Source organism: Mycobacterium bulgaricum, assembly GCF_041287165.2.
GTDB lineage: Bacteria > Actinomycetota > Actinomycetes > Mycobacteriales > Mycobacteriaceae > Mycobacterium > Mycobacterium bulgaricum.
Genome location: NZ_JBGGKV020000003.1, coordinates 273,590 through 288,084, shown reverse-complemented (window position 1 = coordinate 288,084; position 14,495 = coordinate 273,590). Strand labels below are relative to the sequence as shown.

The window sequence follows — 14,495 nt, the reverse complement described above, 5'->3', positions numbered from 1 at the left end:
CGGGCGGGGGGTGAGGCGATGAGACGGCTGGCCGACCTCGTGGTCAGGTGGCCCTGGGCCGTCATCGGCGTCTGGATCGCGATGGCGGTGGCGCTGCCGCTGACGGTCCCCTCCCTCGGCGAGATGGCCGCCAAGCATCCGCTGGTCATCCTGCCCGGCGACGCGCCGTCGACCGTCACCGCCAAGAAGATGTCCGAGGCGTTCGACGAGCCCGGCGCGGACAACCTCCTCGTCGTCGCGTTCGTCAACGAGGCCGGACTCGAGCCCGCCGACGAAGCCACCTACCGGCAGGTGGTGGACGCGGTGCGCGACGATGTCGCCGACGTCGTGTCCGTGCAGGACTTCGTCAGCACCCCCCAGCTGCGCCAATTCCTCACCAGCGAGGACAAGACCACCTGGGTGCTCCCGGTCGGTCTGGTCGGGGAGCTCGGCACGCCGCGCGCCTTCGAGGCGTTCAACCGGGTCGCCGACATCGTCAAGCACGAGGTCCCCGACGACGCCTCAGGCAGGTCCCTCGACGTCTACGTCACCGGCCCCGCCGCCACCGCCGCCGACCTGACCGTGGCCGGCGAGCAGGACCGCCTTCCGATCGAGGTCGCGATCGCGGTGCTGGTCCTGCTGGTGCTGTTCGTCGTCTACCGCAGCATCGTCACGATGCTGCTGCCGCTGGTGACCATCGGCTCGTCACTGCTGATCGCGCAGGGTTTGGTCGCGGCGTACTCCCAGCTCACCGGCGCGGGCGTGTCCAATCAGTCCGTCGTGTTCCTCAGCGCGATCATGGCAGGCGCAGGCACTGACTACGCCGTGTTCCTGATCAGCCGCTACCACGATTACGTGCGGGCCGGCGACGACCCCGACCGGGCGGTCCGCGCGGCGATGATCTCCATCGGCAAGGTCATCACCGCGTCCGCTCTCACCGTGGGCATCACGTTCCTCGTCATGAACTTCGCCCAGATGGGCGTGTTCCGGACCATCGGGGTATCCGCGGCGATCGGCATCGGTGTCGCGTACCTGGCCGGCGTGACGCTGCTGCCGGCGATCCTGGTGCTGGCGGGCCCGCGCGGCTGGGTCAAGCCCCGCCGCGAGCTGACGGCCCGGTTCTGGCGACGCTCCGGCATCCGTATCGTGCGCAGGCCGGTGCCGCATCTGGTCGCCAGCGTGCTGGTGCTGGTCCTGCTCGCGAGCTGCGCGATCCTCGTCCGGTTCAACTACGACGACCGCAAGGTGGTCGAGGCGTCGGCGCCGAGTTCGATCGGGTACGCGGCGATGGAGAAGCACTTCCCGATCAGCCAGTCGATCCCGCAGTACATCCTCATCCAGTCGCCGCGCGATCTGCGCACCCCGCAGGCGCTCGCGGATCTCGAGCAGATGGCGTCGCGCATCGCGCAGCTGCCGGATGTCTCCTTGATCAGCGGCATCACCCGCCCCCTCGGCGAAGTGCCGCCGGAGTTCCGCGCCACCTTCCAGGCCGGCATCGTCGGGGACCGGCTGGCCGCGGGTTCCGCCCAGATCGGGGAGCGGCGCGGCGATCTCAACACCCTCGCCGAGGGCGCCGACACGCTGGCCGACAGCCTCGGCGACGTGCGCGCGCAGGTCGACGACATCGCGCCGACCCTGGCGGGCCTCATCGACACCTTCTCGTCGGTGCGCACCGAGTACGGCGGCGACAAACTGGTGCGCGACGTCGCGACCGCGGCCAAGCTCGTCGACAGCGTCAACAAACTCGGCCTGTCCATGGGGGTCAACTTCCGCGCGGTCAAGGACATGTTCGCGTGGATCGGGCCCGTGCTCACCGCGCTGCAGGGCAACCGCGTCTGCGACGCCAACCCATCGTGCGTCGACACGCGGATGCAGTTCGAGAAGCTCGTCGCCGCCCGCGACGACGGACGGGTCGACGAGATCAACACGCTGGCAGGGCAGCTGCAGGGCGTCGACGACAGGCAGAGCCTGACTGCCACCGTGAACCAGCTCAACGCTGCCATGGCCAAGCTGACGAAGGCGATCTCGGCGATGGGTCTCGACACCCCCGCAGGTGCGCGGTCGGGACTCGACGATCTTCAGGACGGCGCCGGCCGGCTGGCCGACGGCAGCCGGCAGGTGGCAGGCGGCGTCGACGAGCTCGTCGCGCAGATCAAGGTGATGGCCGACGGGCTGGACCAGGCCGCGGCGTTCCTGCTGACGATGCGCAACGACGCGTCGACCTCCAACATGGCGGGCTTCAGCATCCCGGCCGAGGTGCTGGGCGCCGTCGAGTTCCAGAAAGCCTCCGAGGCCTACATCTCGCCCGACGGCCACTCGGTGCGCTACCTGGTGCAGACGAAGCTCAACCCGTTCAGCTCCGAGGCGATGGACCAGGTCAACACGATCAGCGACATCGCGCGCGGCGCACAGCCGAACACGGCCCTGTCGGACGCGACGATCTCGATGGGTGGCTTCCCGGCCGCGCTGCGCGACACCCGCGACTACTACGAGCGCGACATCCGCTTCATCATCGCCGCGACGCTGATCGTCGTGCTGCTGACGTTGATGGTGCTGCTGCGGTCGGTCATCGCCCCGCTGTATCTCGTGGGCTCGGTGGTCCTGTCGTACTTCGCCGCGATCGGCATCGGGGTGCTGACGTTCCAGTTCTTGCTGGGCCAGGAACTGCACTGGAGTGTGGCGCCGCTGGCGTTCGTCGTGCTCGTCGCGGTGGGTGCCGACTACAACATGCTGTTCGTGTCGCGCATGCGCGACGAATCTCCGCGCAGCATCCGGTACGGCATCATCCGCACCCTGAGCTCGACCGGCGGTGTGATCACCGCCGCGGGTCTGATCTTCGCCGCGTCGATGGCGGGTCTGCTGTTCTCCAGCATCGGCATCGTGATCCAGGGCGGCTTCGTGATCGGGGTCGGAATCCTGCTGGACACCTTCGTGGTCCGCACGATCACCGTGCCCGCGATCGCCGCACTGGTCGGACGAGCCAACTGGTGGCCGTCGAAGGTGAACCCGCCGCCGCAGGAGCACCGCGCAGGGGTTAGCGCGAGCACATGATCTGTGTGAAACTACCAACCGGGGCGGGGCGCTCAGCTATCCGAATTCGCGAGCACGCATCCCCGCGCCGCCGGATTCCACGAGTTGTTACGGACATGCTTTGACGCCTGCATCCCAGTCTTCGATTCTGTCGATGTTGCACGGTCGCGCCAGCATGCGCCCCGACGACGTCGCGTTCACCTTCACCGATTACCTGACGGATCCCGAAGGCGTGCGTGAGAGCCTGACGTGGTCGCAGCTATCCCGCCGGACGATGAACGTGGCGCGCGAACTGAGCCTTCACGGTTCCGCGGGCGCGACCGCGGTGATCCTGGCTCCCCAGGGGCTGGAGTACATCCTGGCGTTCCTGGGGTCGATGCAGGCCGGGCTCATCGCGGTGCCGTTGCCGCTGCCGCACCGCGGCAGCAGCCACGACCGCGTCAGCGCGGTCTTCGCCGACACCAAACCCGCGGTCGTGCTGACGACGTCGGCGGTCGCCGCGGACGTCGGGGACTGGGTCGACCAGTCGCCCATGGACACGGCCCCGAAGATCGTCGAGATCGACGCCCTGGAGCTCGACGCCGACGGTGGCGCCGCCCTCGAGCTGGCCGAGCTCCCCGCCATCGCCTATCTGCAGTACAGCTCGGGGTCGACCAGGCTGCCCACCGGTGTCGAGATCACGCACCGGAATCTGCAGGTGAACTTCGAGCAGCTGATGCGCAGTCTGTTCGCGGGCCCGCCGGTCACCTCGACCGCGGATCTGACGATCGTGTCGTGGCTGCCCTTCTACCACGACATGGGTCTGGTGCTGGGCGTGTGCGCACCGATCCTGGGTGGCTACCGCGCGGAGCTGACCAGCCCGGTGGCGTTCCTGGAGAAGCCGTCGCGCTGGGTCCGGGCGCTGGCCGAGAATCCGAACGCGTTCTCGGGTGCACCGAACTTCGCGTTCGATCTGGCCGCCCGCAAGACCAAGGACAGCGACCTCGCCGGGCTCGATCTCGGCGGGGTGCGGGGCATCATCAACGGCGCCGAGCGTGTGGAGCCGGCCACCCTGGAACGTTTCGCGGATCGCTTCGCCCACTTCAACTTCCGTGACCACATGTTGCGCCCCTCGTACGGCCTCGCCGAGGCGACGGTGTTCGTGGCCAGCTGTACCTGGCACGACTCGACCTCGCCGGAGAGCCGCGTCGTGCGATTCGACTCCGACGGCCTGGGGGAGGGCCGCGCAGAGCCGTGTGGGGCCGGCGCAGGCACCGCTCTGGTCAAGTACCGGCTACCGCAGTCCCCCGTGGTGCGCATCGTCGACGTCGGCACCGAACGCGAGTGCGCGCCCGACGTCGTCGGAGAGATCTGGGTGCACGGCGACAACGTCTCCACCGGCTACTGGGCCAGGCCCGACGAAGAACAGCAGTGCTTCGGCGCGTCGATCACCGAGCCGTCGGCTGGCACACCGGCCGGGCCGTGGCTGCGCACCGGCGATCTGGGGTTCATCCACGAGGGCGAATTGTTCGTCGTCGGGCGCATCAAGGACCTGCTCATCATCCGCGGCCGCAACCACCACCCCGAGGACATCGAGGCCACGGTGCAGGAGATCACCCGCGGCCGGGTGGCGGCGATCTCGGTCCCGGTCAACAGCACCGAGAACCTGGTCACCGTCATCGAACTGAAGAAGCGCCCCGATCTGAACAGCGATGCGCTGCACTGGCTGACCGAGGTCAAGAGCGACGTCACGTCGGCGATCTCCAACGCGCACGGCCTCAACGTCGGCGACCTCGTGCTGGTGTCTCCCGGATCCATTCCGACGACCACGAGCGGCAAGATCCGGCGCGCCGCCTGCGTGGAGCAGTACCGACAGGATCAGTTCACCCGGCTGGACGCCTGAGACAGGTAGGGTCATGTGATGCGCAGAGAGTTCGCTGCGGTGGCTGCCGCGGTAACCATCGGCGCCACAGGATGTTTCGGTTTCGGGATCGCGACGGCTGACGAACCGCCCCCGCCGCCTCCCGGGGCCGGTGCCGGTGGCCCGACGCCGTGGGGGACACCAGGCCGGGGCTATGCGCTCGGCGGCGCTCATGTGCTGGGCATCCCCTACGACGAATACATCATGCGTACGGGCGCGGACTGGTTCCCGGGCCTCGACCGCCAGATCGTCGACTACCCCGCCGGCCAGGTTCAGGGCCACACGTTGGAGCGGCTGTTCCCCGGCATCGGCGCGTTCGGAGACCGCGTCGCGCCCGGCCTCGGACTCGACGGTCCCAGTTACGGCGAGTCGATCGACGTCGGCGGCCCGAACCTGATCGCGGCGATCCGTGAAGGTGGTCCAGGCACGGCGATCGGGCTGTCCGAGGGCGCATCGGTGCTCGACGACGTCCAGGCGCGGCTCGCCTACGACCCCGCCGCGCCGCCGCCCGATCAGTTGAGCTTCGCCACGTTCGGGAACCCGGTGGGCAAGCATGCGTTCGGCGAGAGCTTCCTGACGCAGAACTTCCCGGTCGGCAGCGTGGTCCCGTCACTCGACTACCGCATTCCTGCCCCGGTCGAAAGTCAGTACGACACATACCAATTCGTGTCCGCCTACGACAGCATCGCCGACTGGCCGGACCGGCCCGACAACTGGCTGTCGGTCGCCAACGCGATCGTTGGCCTCGCGACCGGACATACCGCGGTCGCGTTCACGAACCCGAGCATGGTGCCGCCGCAGAACGTCAGGACCACCGTGAATTCCCGCGGGGCGAAGACGACGACGATCATGATCCCCGAAGAGCACCTGCCGCTCGTGCTGCCGTTCAAGTACCTCGGGGTCGACAAGAACACGCTGATGGAACTCGACAAGGTGCTGATGCCCTACGTCGACGCCGGATACTCGCGCAACGACAACCCGGCCACCGCGCCGGTCACCGTCGATCCGGTCAACGGCTACGACCCCGCCGAGGTCACCGCGCCGGCCACGCAGGCCGCATTCGGCGGCGGCGCCGACCCGGTGTCGCAGTTGCTCTCCGGTCTGCAGTACGTCCTGAACAACCCGCCGTAGTCATAGTCACCCCGCCCCACCTCACCGCGAGCGTGCGTGTCTGCGGCCAACACGCCGTCAGAATCGCGAACTTCGTGCACGCTCGTGGTGCTACAGGCTCGCGAATCCCACCGCCAGCAGTACGCAGCCGACGACGGCCATCAGTGCGCACACCCCGTAGCGGCCGCGCGCCCGGATCCAGTCGTTGAGGGTCGACAGCACCGCTCGGGTGCGGGCAGGCGCCACCAGATAACTCAGCAGCGGTATCTCGACGAGCGCGAAGGCCACCACGTTGAACGCCACCAGCGCGCCGAACTGCGTAGCCGCCGCGGCGCCGGACGCGGCAATCAGCGCGAGGGCGGCGAGGTAGTCCACCGACGGCAGCGCGATGCCGAGGCCCGCGGCCCCCGCCGTCCACAGCGACCGCCCCATGAGGAGTTGCCTGACGCGTGTCTGGAGTCGGCCCGGTTCGCGCTCAGTCACCCCACCGAGGAAACCGGCGCCTACCAGGGCGGCGGTGACGAGCACGACCAGACCGACCACGATCTGCACTTTGGGCAACGTGAAGTGGGCGTTGTCCACTGCGGGCCGCAGGACGAAGAGCACCGTCACGCCGACAACGGTGCCCATCACGAATCCCCCCGCGAGGAACGCGAACAGCTGCAGCAGCGGTCGTGGACGGTTCAGCATCACGACCGTCATGCCCATCCGGAACGGCTCCAAGCTGACGGCGACGGCCATCACCAGGAGCGGAAACCACATGATGGCGTCACGTTACCGGCTTGCGTTCAGGCTGATCGGGACGCTGGCCGGATGCACGCGGCGGGGTAGAAGATGGTGACGTGACCTCGGCGTACGGGTACGTGGAAGTATTGGCCTGATGAGCGGTGCCGAAGGCAGTCAAGCCCAGCCAGTCGACCTCACCCCGGCCTCGCTGCGGGAGGCGTTCGGGCACTTCCCCTCTGGCGTCATCGCCATCGCGGCCGAGGTGGACGGCACCCGCGTCGGGCTCGCCGCGAGCACGTTCGTCCCGGTCTCACTCGATCCGCCGCTGGTGTCGTTCTGCGTGCAGAACTCGTCGACCACCTGGCCCAAGCTCGCGGGCCTGCCCTACCTGGGCATCAGCGTGCTCGGCGAGGCGCACGACGACGCCGCGCGCACGCTGGCCGCCAAGACCGGCGACCGCTTCGCGGGGTTGGAGACAGAATCGTCGGAGCGTGGCGCGGTGTTCATCCACGGCACCAGCGTGTGGCTGGAGAGCAGCATCGAACAGTTGGTGCCCGCAGGTGATCACACCATCGTGGTGCTCAGGGTCAACGAGTTGAAGGTGCACCCGGACGTCGCCCCGATCGTGTTCCACCGCAGCACTTTTCGCAGACTGGGAGCCTGACGCGAAAGCGCGGGTGATACTCAGGGCCGGTCGGCCAGTTCCTCGCGGTACTTGCTGACGCGCTGGTCCAGTTCGGCGGCGTCGGCCGTGCGGCCCTCTTTGCGGGCGAGGTCGGCGCGGGTGCTGAGTTCGCGGATCGCAGTGCGAATGTCGTTGATGCTGTGAGGCTGCCGTAGCGACATCGGAGCCGCCTTTCGTCGGTGATTGGCTGCTTTGGTCAGCGTACCCGCGCAGCTGGGTCTCAAGCCTGGGCGCGAGCGTCGAACCCGGTGGGAATCACCGCGGTCAGATCGTCGGCGGCGCGCCGCGTGCGGCCCCGGGTCGTGACGATGGACAGTCCCTCCCTGGCCCAGTATTCGAAACCGCCGATGAGCTCGCGCACCCGTCGATAGCCCATGCCGCTGAGCGTGAACGCCGCCTTGGTGGCGCCGTTGCAGCCCGGGCCCCAGCAGTAGACGACGATGTCGGCGTCACGGTCCGGCAGGTCGCGGCCGGCGCGTTCGGGCAGGTGCGTACCGGGTATGTGGAGTGCGCCAGGCAGATGGCCCTGATCCCAGGCCGCTGCGGAGCGGGTGTCGACCACGATCGGGGCGGTTCCCGAGGACCGGGCGGCGGCCAGATCGGCGGCGTCGATCTCGTGGGCGAGCTTCGCGGCGAAGAACGTATGGGCGTCGATGGCGGTCATGGGTTCATCGAACATCGGCGCGAACCGGCGGGGAACCAGCAACCGACGGTGTAACGCGCGTTTGGCAGTGTGATCGACGGCGTCTGGGCGCTACGGCCGCATTTCATACGTTCCGTCGTGCGCTTTCACCTGTTCCCAGACGCGACCGAAACGGGCGGCATCGGTGGCCGGCTTGCGGACCGCCCCGAGCGCCCACCGCTGTTGCCCCTGTGTCGAACTCGGCTTGCCGTGCAGGGCGACCGCGTACGCGGAGAAGTCCCGCACCTGCACGTCGAAGATCTGGTCGACCAGGTCGTGCTCGAGGCCCGTCCGCTCTGCCTGTTCGAGAATCAGCTGCCCGTAGACGACCAGGCTGAACAGGTGCCCGACGACGAGCACGAAGTCGAGATCGCTCTGCTGGTCGGCGTCGGGCGCCGCGGTGGTGAGGAGGTCCTTGAAGGCCTTGACCTGCTCGTAGAACACGCCGACGTTCGGGATGCCGGTGTTCCTCTCGTAGACCGGGGCCCAGTCGGCGAACTGCACCTTGGACGCGCCGCGGGCCGGGCCCTGCGACCAGAAGAAGACATCGTCGGCGGGATCGCGGCGGGTACCGATCTCCGGGTAGTCGGCCGGGTTGAACATGTAGTTCGGCATGAACTTGAGGATCTGCGCGACGTTGACGTGGACGGTACCTTCGAGGCGCGGCAACGCCCCGATCAGGCGGGTCACCTGGCTGAAGTACGTGTTCTTTTCAAAGCCTTTCGCGGCCAGTACATCCCACAGAAGCGTGACAACCTTCTCGCCTTCGGAGGTGACCTTCGACTTGGTCACCGGGTTTAACAGGAGATAGCGGCGGTCCTGGGGCCCGGCGCTGCGGAAGTAGTCGATGGCGCGGTCGCTGAACAGCTTCATCGCGATCAGGCGCGCGTAGGCGTCGACGAAATTGGCACGCACGTGCGGGAAGTCGGTGACCGGGTTGCCGTAGAGGATGCGGTTGTTGGCGTGGTTGACCGCTTCGTAGAACGCGTGCTCACACATCCCGATCGAGCCGCTGCACAGGTTGAACTTGCCGACGTTGACGGTGTTCAGCGCTGCCGAGAACGCGTCGGGTCCGGTGGCGAGGATGTCTTCCTCGTAGACCGGATAGTCGTGCAGCGCAAAGTTGCTCACGAACATCTGCCCGTGCACGACGTTGTCGATCAGTTCGTAGTTGTCGTGCCTGCTGTCGGCGACGAACCACACGTACCCGTCGGCTCCCTCGACGTCGGTGCGCCGCCCGAAGACCGACACCATGCCAGCGACATTGCCGTTGCCGATGTAGTACTTCTCGCCGGACGCCCGGAAGAGAACACCCTCTTCGTCAGCCGCGGGGGACAGCAGCATGTCGGTGTTGTAGATGTCGGCGCCGTGCTCGCGCTCCGAGAGGCCGAACGCCATCACCCCGCCGGCTTCGAGCTGCGCGGCGGCCTTCTCCTTGGCCTTCATGTTGTCGCTCTGCCAGATCGGACCCAGGCCGAGGATCGTCACCTGTTCGGCGTACCAGTACGAAAGGCCGTAGAAGCCGAGGATTTCGCTGAGCACGGCGTTGCGCGAGGTGTCCCACCGCTTGTTCGGGTCGTCGCCGGCGAACTCCGACGGCGTGAGGAACGTCGCGAACAATCGTTCCTGCTTCACGAATTCCAGAAAGTCGCCGACCCAGGCGCCGTCCAGGTCGTCCTGCAGCAACCGCGCCTTCCCGCGCTCCTCAAACCACTGGATCAGTGCGCTTAGCTGGCGCCGCGACTCAGGGTCCAGGCCTTGCGGGTCGAAGTTGTTGGGGTCCAGCAGTACGGCGGTCATGACCGCGAATGTAGCGCGGTCACCTGAACCCGACGGCGCGTTCGATGCGATCATCGGCGGTATGGCGGACGCGAACGGGATCGTGCTGGACCGCACCGACGAGGCGATCCTTGGCGCCCTTCAGCGCGACGGCCGGATGAGCACCGCGGATCTGGCCAGGACGGTGACGCTGTCGCCGAGCGCCACCGCCGACCGGGTCCGCCGCCTCGTCGACCTCGGCGTGATCACCGGCTACACCGCGACGGTCTCTGCAGCGGCGCTGGGTTACACGATCACAGCGTTCGTCCGGCTGGCTTACCCGTCGGGCAACTACAAGCCGCTTCACGACCTGCTCGACGTCACCCCGGAGGTCGTCGAGGCACACCATGTCACGGGCGACGACTGCTTCATCCTCAAAGTGCTCGCGCGCTCGATGGCGGACCTGGAACGTCTCACCGGCCGCCTCGCCACGCTCGGCCCGATCACCACCAACGTCGTGTATTCCAGTCCGCTGACCGGTCGCGCGCTGGCTCCGGCCTGATCAGGCGGCGTGCACGTCGCGCAGGCCGACGGCGTTGCGCAGGCCGGTGCAGTTCACGCACCCGATGCACCCGATGCAGTCCTCGCAGTTGATACAGCCCACGCACGCTTTGCATGTCGTGCACGCAATACAACCCAGACATGCCAGGCAGCCTTTGCAGACGATGCACAGCACCGCCAGGACGCAGCCCGCGATCACGGCGCTGCCCGCGGTCGCGATCGACCCGGCGACGGCCGCACTACCGGAGGTGGCGATCGACCGCGCGACGCCCGCGCTGCCCGCCGTGGCGACCGACCCGACCACCACGGCGCTTCCCGCGGTGGCGACGGAGCCCGCCACCACCGCGCTGCCGTTCGTCGCGATCGAGCCGGCGACCACCGCACTGTCGGTGGTCGAGATGGAGCCCGCGACGGCGTAGCTGTTCTCCGTGTTCGGAGAGCGGACGACGGCGCGGGACCCCTCGAGCTCCTCGGTCACTTCCGCCGAAACAGCTTGTTGCCCAACCACACCACCGGGTCGTACTTGCGATCGGCGGCCCGCTCTTTCATCGGGATCAGCGCGTTGTCGGTGATCTTGATGTGCTCGGGACAGACCTCGGTGCAGCACTTGGTGATGTTGCAGTAGCCGAGCCCGTTGTCATCCTGCGCCTCCTCGGCCCGGTGGCCGTGAGTGTCCAGCGGATGCATGTCCAATTCGGCCTGCCGCATCAGGAAGCGCGGGCCGGAGAACGCAAGCTTGTTCTCCTCATGGTCACGCACAACGTGGCAGACGTTCTGGCACAGGAAGCACTCGATGCACTTGCGGAATTCCTGCGACCGGTTGACGTCTTCCTGCGCCATCCGGTACTCGCCGGGCTGCAGATCTTTGGGCGGCCGGAAAGCCGGTATCTCCCTTGCCTTCTCGTAGTTGAACGACACGTCGGTGACCAGATCGCGCATCACCGGGAACGTCCGCAGGGGGGTGACGGTGACCACCTCGTCCTCGCCGAAGGTCGACATCCGGGTCATGCACGCCAGCCGCGGGCGGCCGTTGATCTCCACCGAGCACGAGCCGCACTTGCCGGCCTTGCAGTTCCACCGCACGGCCAAATCCCCGGTCTGGGTCTGCTGCAGCCGGTGGATGATGTCGAGCACCACCTCGCCGTCGTTGACCTCGACGGTGTAGTCCTTCAGTTCGCCGCCGCTGGCGTCGCCCCGCCAGACCCGCATCTTCGCGTTGTACGCAGCCACGGTCTCAGCCCTTCCGTTGCGGGTGTTCGACGAGTTCGTCGTTGGTGTAGTACTTCTCGAGTTCGGACAGCTCGAAACACTCGAGCAGGTCCGGCCGCATCGGCACCTGCCGTTGCTTGTCCACGCTGACGTCGGGCACCACGGGGTCGTCACCCTCGGAACGGCACACCAGCAGCGCGTTGCGCCAGTCGGCGTCCATCTGCGGGTAGTCGTCGCGGGTGTGGCCGCCACGGCTCTCGGTGCGGGTGATCGCCGATTTCGCGACGGACTCGCTGACCAGCAGCATGTTGCGCAGGTCCATGGCAAGGTGCCAGCCGGGGTTGAACTTCCGGTCGCCCTCGACCTTGACCATCTTGTACCGCTGCCGCAGCTCCTGCAGCTTGTCGAGCGCTTCCTGCATCTCGTCGGACTTCCGGATGATGCCGACGAGGTTGTTCATCGTGTCCTGCATGTCGAGCTGCAGTGTGTACGGGTTCTCGGTCGCCTCTTCGCCGCCCGGCCCGTCGAACGGCGCGAGCGCCATCGTGAGGGCCTCGTCGACTGCGCCGTCGCTGACCGACGGCCGGTCCGAGAGGGCCCGCACGTAGTCCGACGCTCCGAGGCCGGCGCGGCGGCCGAACACCAACAGATCGGACAGCGAGTTGCCGCCGAGGCGGTTGGAGCCGTGCATGCCGCCCGCGCATTCGCCTGCGGCGAACAGTCCCGGTGTCGCAGCGGCCGCGGTGTCGGGATCGACCTCGATTCCGCCCATCACGTAGTGGCAGGTCGGACCGACTTCCATTTCGTCGGTGGTGATGTCGACCTCGGCCAGCTCGATGAACTGGTGATACATCGACGGCAGCCGGCGCTTGATCTCCTCGGCCGACATGCGCGATGCGATGTCGAGGTAGACACCGCCGTGGGGGGTGCCCCGACCCTCCTTGACCTCGGTGTTGATCGCGCGCGCGACCTCGTCGCGGGGGAGCAGGTCAGGAGTGCGCCGCGCAGAGTCGTTGTCCTTGAGCCACTGGTCGGCTTCTTCCTCGGTCTCCGCGTACTGGCCTTTGAAGACGTCGGGGATGTAGTCGAACATGAAGCGCTTGCCCTCGGAGTTCTTCAGCACCCCGCCGTCGCCGCGCACGCCCTCGGTGACCAGGATGCCCTTCACCGACAGCGGCCAGACCATGCCCGTGGGGTGGAACTGGATGAACTCCATGTTGATCAGCGCCGAGCCGGCACGCAGCGCGAGTGCGTGACCGTCGCCGGTGTACTCCCACGAATTCGAGGACACCTTGTAGGACTTGCCGATACCGCCGGTGGCCAGCACCACCGCCGGTGCCTCGAACAGCACGAACTCGCCGGTCTCCCGGTAGTACCCGAACGCCCCCGCGATCCGGTCGCCGTCTTTGATCAACTCGGTGATGGCCACCTCGTGGAACACGCGGATGCGGGCCTCGTAGTCGCCGAGCTCGGCCTTGTCCTCCTGCTGCAGCGAGACGATCTTCTGCTGCAGGGTCCGGATGATCTCCAGCCCGGTGCGGTCACCGACATGGGCGAGCCGCGGATAGGTGTGTCCGCCGAAGTTGCGCTGGCTGATGCGGCCGTCCTTGGTCCGGTCGAACAGCGCACCGTAGGTTTCCAGCTCCCACACCCGGTCGGGTGCTTCCTGGGCGTGCAGTTCGGCCATCCGCCAGTTGTTCAGGAATTTGCCACCGCGCATCGTGTCACCGAAGTGCACCTGCCAGGAGTCCTTGGTGTTCACGTTGCGCATGGCGGCCGCGCACCCGCCCTCGGCCATCACGGTGTGGGCCTTGCCGAACAGCGACTTCGTCACCACCGCGACGCGCAGGCCGCGTTCCCGGGCCTCGATCACTGCGCGTAGTCCAGCGCCGCCGGCGCCGATCACGACGACGTCGTACTCGTGCCTTTCCACGTGGCGGTCGTCGGTTTCGGGAGTCATGAAAACCTCATTCGTATCGATCTGTGAGCAGAAGAATCAGGGGAGGTGGCGGCGGGCGTCATCCGATGATGCGCAGATCCGGGAACCAGCCGGCCGCCAGGGCCATCACGTAGAAGTCGGTCAGCATCAACGTGCCCAGCGTGATCCAGGCGTACTGCTTGTGCCGCACGTTGAGCTTGCTGATCTGGGTCCACAGCCAGTACCGGACAGGGTGTTTCGAGAAGTGCTTGAGGCGGCCGCCTGCCACGTGCCTGCAGGAGTGGCACGAGATCGTGTAGGTCCACAGCAGAATCACGTTGGTGACCAGGATCAGGTTGCCCAGGCCGAGTCCGAAGCCGCCGTCGGGCTTGTGGAACGCGATGATCGCGTCGTAGGTGTTGATCACCGAGATGATCGCGGCGATGTAGAAGAAGTACCGGTGCGTGTTCTGCACGATCAGCGGGAACTTGGTTTCGCCGGTGTAGTGCACCCGAGGCTCTGCCACCGCGCACGCGGTCGGCGACTGCCACACCGTGCGGTAGTACGCGCCGCGGTAGTAGTAGCAGGTCAGCCGGAACAGCAGCAGGAACGGCAGGGACAGCGCCGCGTAGGGCAGCCACCAGACGTCAGGCAGGAACTGGCCGAAGTGACTCGCCTCGGGAACGCACCCGGTACTGATGCACGGCGAGTAGAACGGCGTGAGGTAGCCGTACTGCTCGACGTAGTAGTTGTTCTGCATGAACGCGCGCACCGTCGCGTAGATGATGAACGCGGCGAAGCCGAGGTTCGTCAGGATGGGGGACTTGAGCCAGTTGTCCGTGCGCAGCGTCCGCTGCGTGATCCGGGCCCGTCCAGGCGAGAAGACGCCGCTCGCTTTGCGGTCGGCGGTGGGTGCGCTCACAGTTGCCTTTCGATG

The 14,495-nt window shown here is 67.2% G+C and carries 13 protein-coding genes; 5 read left to right on the top strand and 8 right to left on the bottom strand.

Annotated features, from left to right (window positions below; translation table 11 throughout):
* Positions 1-18 precede the first annotated feature (18 nt).
* The 3 genes from ACAG24_RS12365 (at position 19) to pe (ending at position 6,040) form a co-directional block, all read left to right on the top strand.
* Positions 19-3,030, top strand: a complete 3,012-nt coding sequence (locus ACAG24_RS12365) for an MMPL/RND family transporter (protein WP_370473350.1) — start codon at positions 19-21, stop codon at positions 3,028-3,030.
* Between the two features lie 100 nt (positions 3,031-3,130).
* A complete protein-coding gene (locus ACAG24_RS12360) occupies positions 3,131-4,891 on the top strand; it encodes an AMP-binding protein (protein ID WP_370473349.1) in 1,761 nt (586 codons plus the stop codon).
* A gap of 18 nt (positions 4,892-4,909) precedes the next feature.
* Entirely contained in the window at positions 4,910-6,040 is a 1,131-nt protein-coding gene (gene pe, locus ACAG24_RS12355) for an acyltransferase PE (RefSeq protein ID WP_370473348.1), read from the top strand.
* A 90-nt stretch (positions 6,041-6,130) separates the two neighbouring features.
* Here pe and ACAG24_RS12350 read toward each other — a convergent pair whose 3' ends face one another.
* Positions 6,131-6,781 carry a GAP family protein gene (locus ACAG24_RS12350; protein WP_370473347.1) on the bottom strand — a complete coding sequence of 217 codons (651 nt, stop codon included), beginning with the start codon at positions 6,779-6,781 and terminating at the stop codon, positions 6,131-6,133.
* A gap of 118 nt (positions 6,782-6,899) precedes the next feature.
* Between ACAG24_RS12350 and ACAG24_RS12345 the strand changes: the two genes are divergently transcribed.
* The gene (locus ACAG24_RS12345) at positions 6,900-7,409 is read left to right on the top strand and encodes a flavin reductase family protein (protein ID WP_370473346.1); all 510 of its coding nucleotides are present in this window, start codon (positions 6,900-6,902) and stop codon (positions 7,407-7,409) included.
* Between the two features lie 20 nt (positions 7,410-7,429).
* Here the strand turns inward: ACAG24_RS12345 and ACAG24_RS12340 are convergent, their stop codons facing one another.
* The 3 genes from ACAG24_RS12340 to ACAG24_RS12330 form a co-directional block, all read right to left on the bottom strand.
* Positions 7,430-7,591, bottom strand: a complete 162-nt coding sequence (locus ACAG24_RS12340) for a hypothetical protein (protein ID WP_370473345.1) — start codon at positions 7,589-7,591, stop codon at positions 7,430-7,432.
* A gap of 59 nt (positions 7,592-7,650) precedes the next feature.
* Positions 7,651-8,094, bottom strand: coding sequence for a rhodanese-like domain-containing protein (locus tag ACAG24_RS12335; protein ID WP_370473344.1), 444 nt, complete (start codon positions 8,092-8,094; stop codon positions 7,651-7,653).
* Positions 8,095-8,184: 90 nt separating this feature from the next.
* Complete coding sequence (locus ACAG24_RS12330; RefSeq protein WP_370473343.1) at positions 8,185-9,912, bottom strand: acyl-CoA dehydrogenase family protein; 1,728 nt, start codon at positions 9,910-9,912, stop codon at positions 8,185-8,187.
* On the opposite strand from ACAG24_RS12330, the gene ACAG24_RS12325 reads away from it, so the two are divergent.
* Positions 9,911-10,432, top strand: coding sequence for an Lrp/AsnC family transcriptional regulator (locus tag ACAG24_RS12325; protein ID WP_445206185.1), 522 nt, complete (start codon positions 9,911-9,913; stop codon positions 10,430-10,432). The two genes, ACAG24_RS12330 and ACAG24_RS12325, sit on opposite strands and share 2 nt — an antisense overlap.
* Here the strand turns inward: ACAG24_RS12325 and ACAG24_RS12320 are convergent, their stop codons facing one another.
* From ACAG24_RS12320 to sdhC, 4 genes are all read right to left on the bottom strand, one after another.
* Positions 10,433-10,831, bottom strand: coding sequence for a hypothetical protein (locus tag ACAG24_RS12320; RefSeq protein WP_370473512.1), 399 nt, complete (start codon positions 10,829-10,831; stop codon positions 10,433-10,435). It lies immediately after the preceding gene.
* Positions 10,832-10,905: 74 nt separating this feature from the next.
* Positions 10,906-11,661, bottom strand: a complete 756-nt coding sequence (locus ACAG24_RS12315; RefSeq protein WP_370473342.1) for a succinate dehydrogenase/fumarate reductase iron-sulfur subunit — start codon at positions 11,659-11,661, stop codon at positions 10,906-10,908.
* 4 nt (positions 11,662-11,665) lie between these two features.
* On the bottom strand, positions 11,666-13,600 hold the full coding sequence (locus ACAG24_RS12310; RefSeq protein ID WP_370473341.1) for a fumarate reductase/succinate dehydrogenase flavoprotein subunit: 1,935 nt from the start codon (positions 13,598-13,600) through the stop codon (positions 11,666-11,668).
* Positions 13,601-13,658: 58 nt separating this feature from the next.
* On the bottom strand, positions 13,659-14,480 hold the full coding sequence (sdhC, locus tag ACAG24_RS12305) for a succinate dehydrogenase subunit SdhC (protein WP_370473340.1): 822 nt from the start codon (positions 14,478-14,480) through the stop codon (positions 13,659-13,661).
* Positions 14,481-14,495 lie beyond the last annotated feature (15 nt).

Excerpts from the sequence above, each read along its gene's own strand:
- ACAG24_RS12365 (WP_370473350.1), top strand. The coding sequence starts at position 19 with ATGAGACGGCTGGCCGACCTCGTGGTCAGGTGGCCCTGGGCCGTCATC.
- pe (WP_370473348.1), top strand. The coding sequence starts at position 4,910 with ATGCGCAGAGAGTTCGCTGCGGTGGCTGCCGCGGTAACCATCGGCGCC.
- ACAG24_RS12350 (WP_370473347.1), bottom strand. The coding sequence starts at position 6,781 with ATGTGGTTTCCGCTCCTGGTGATGGCCGTCGCCGTCAGCTTGGAGCCG.
- ACAG24_RS12345 (WP_370473346.1), top strand. The coding sequence starts at position 6,900 with ATGAGCGGTGCCGAAGGCAGTCAAGCCCAGCCAGTCGACCTCACCCCG.
- ACAG24_RS12340 (WP_370473345.1), bottom strand. The coding sequence starts at position 7,591 with ATGTCGCTACGGCAGCCTCACAGCATCAACGACATTCGCACTGCGATC.
- ACAG24_RS12335 (WP_370473344.1), bottom strand. The coding sequence starts at position 8,094 with ATGACCGCCATCGACGCCCATACGTTCTTCGCCGCGAAGCTCGCCCAC.
- ACAG24_RS12325 (WP_445206185.1), top strand. The coding sequence starts at position 9,911 with ATGACCGCGAATGTAGCGCGGTCACCTGAACCCGACGGCGCGTTCGAT.
- ACAG24_RS12330 (WP_370473343.1), bottom strand. The coding sequence starts at position 9,912 with ATGACCGCCGTACTGCTGGACCCCAACAACTTCGACCCGCAAGGCCTG.
- ACAG24_RS12310 (WP_370473341.1), bottom strand. The coding sequence starts at position 13,600 with ATGACTCCCGAAACCGACGACCGCCACGTGGAAAGGCACGAGTACGAC.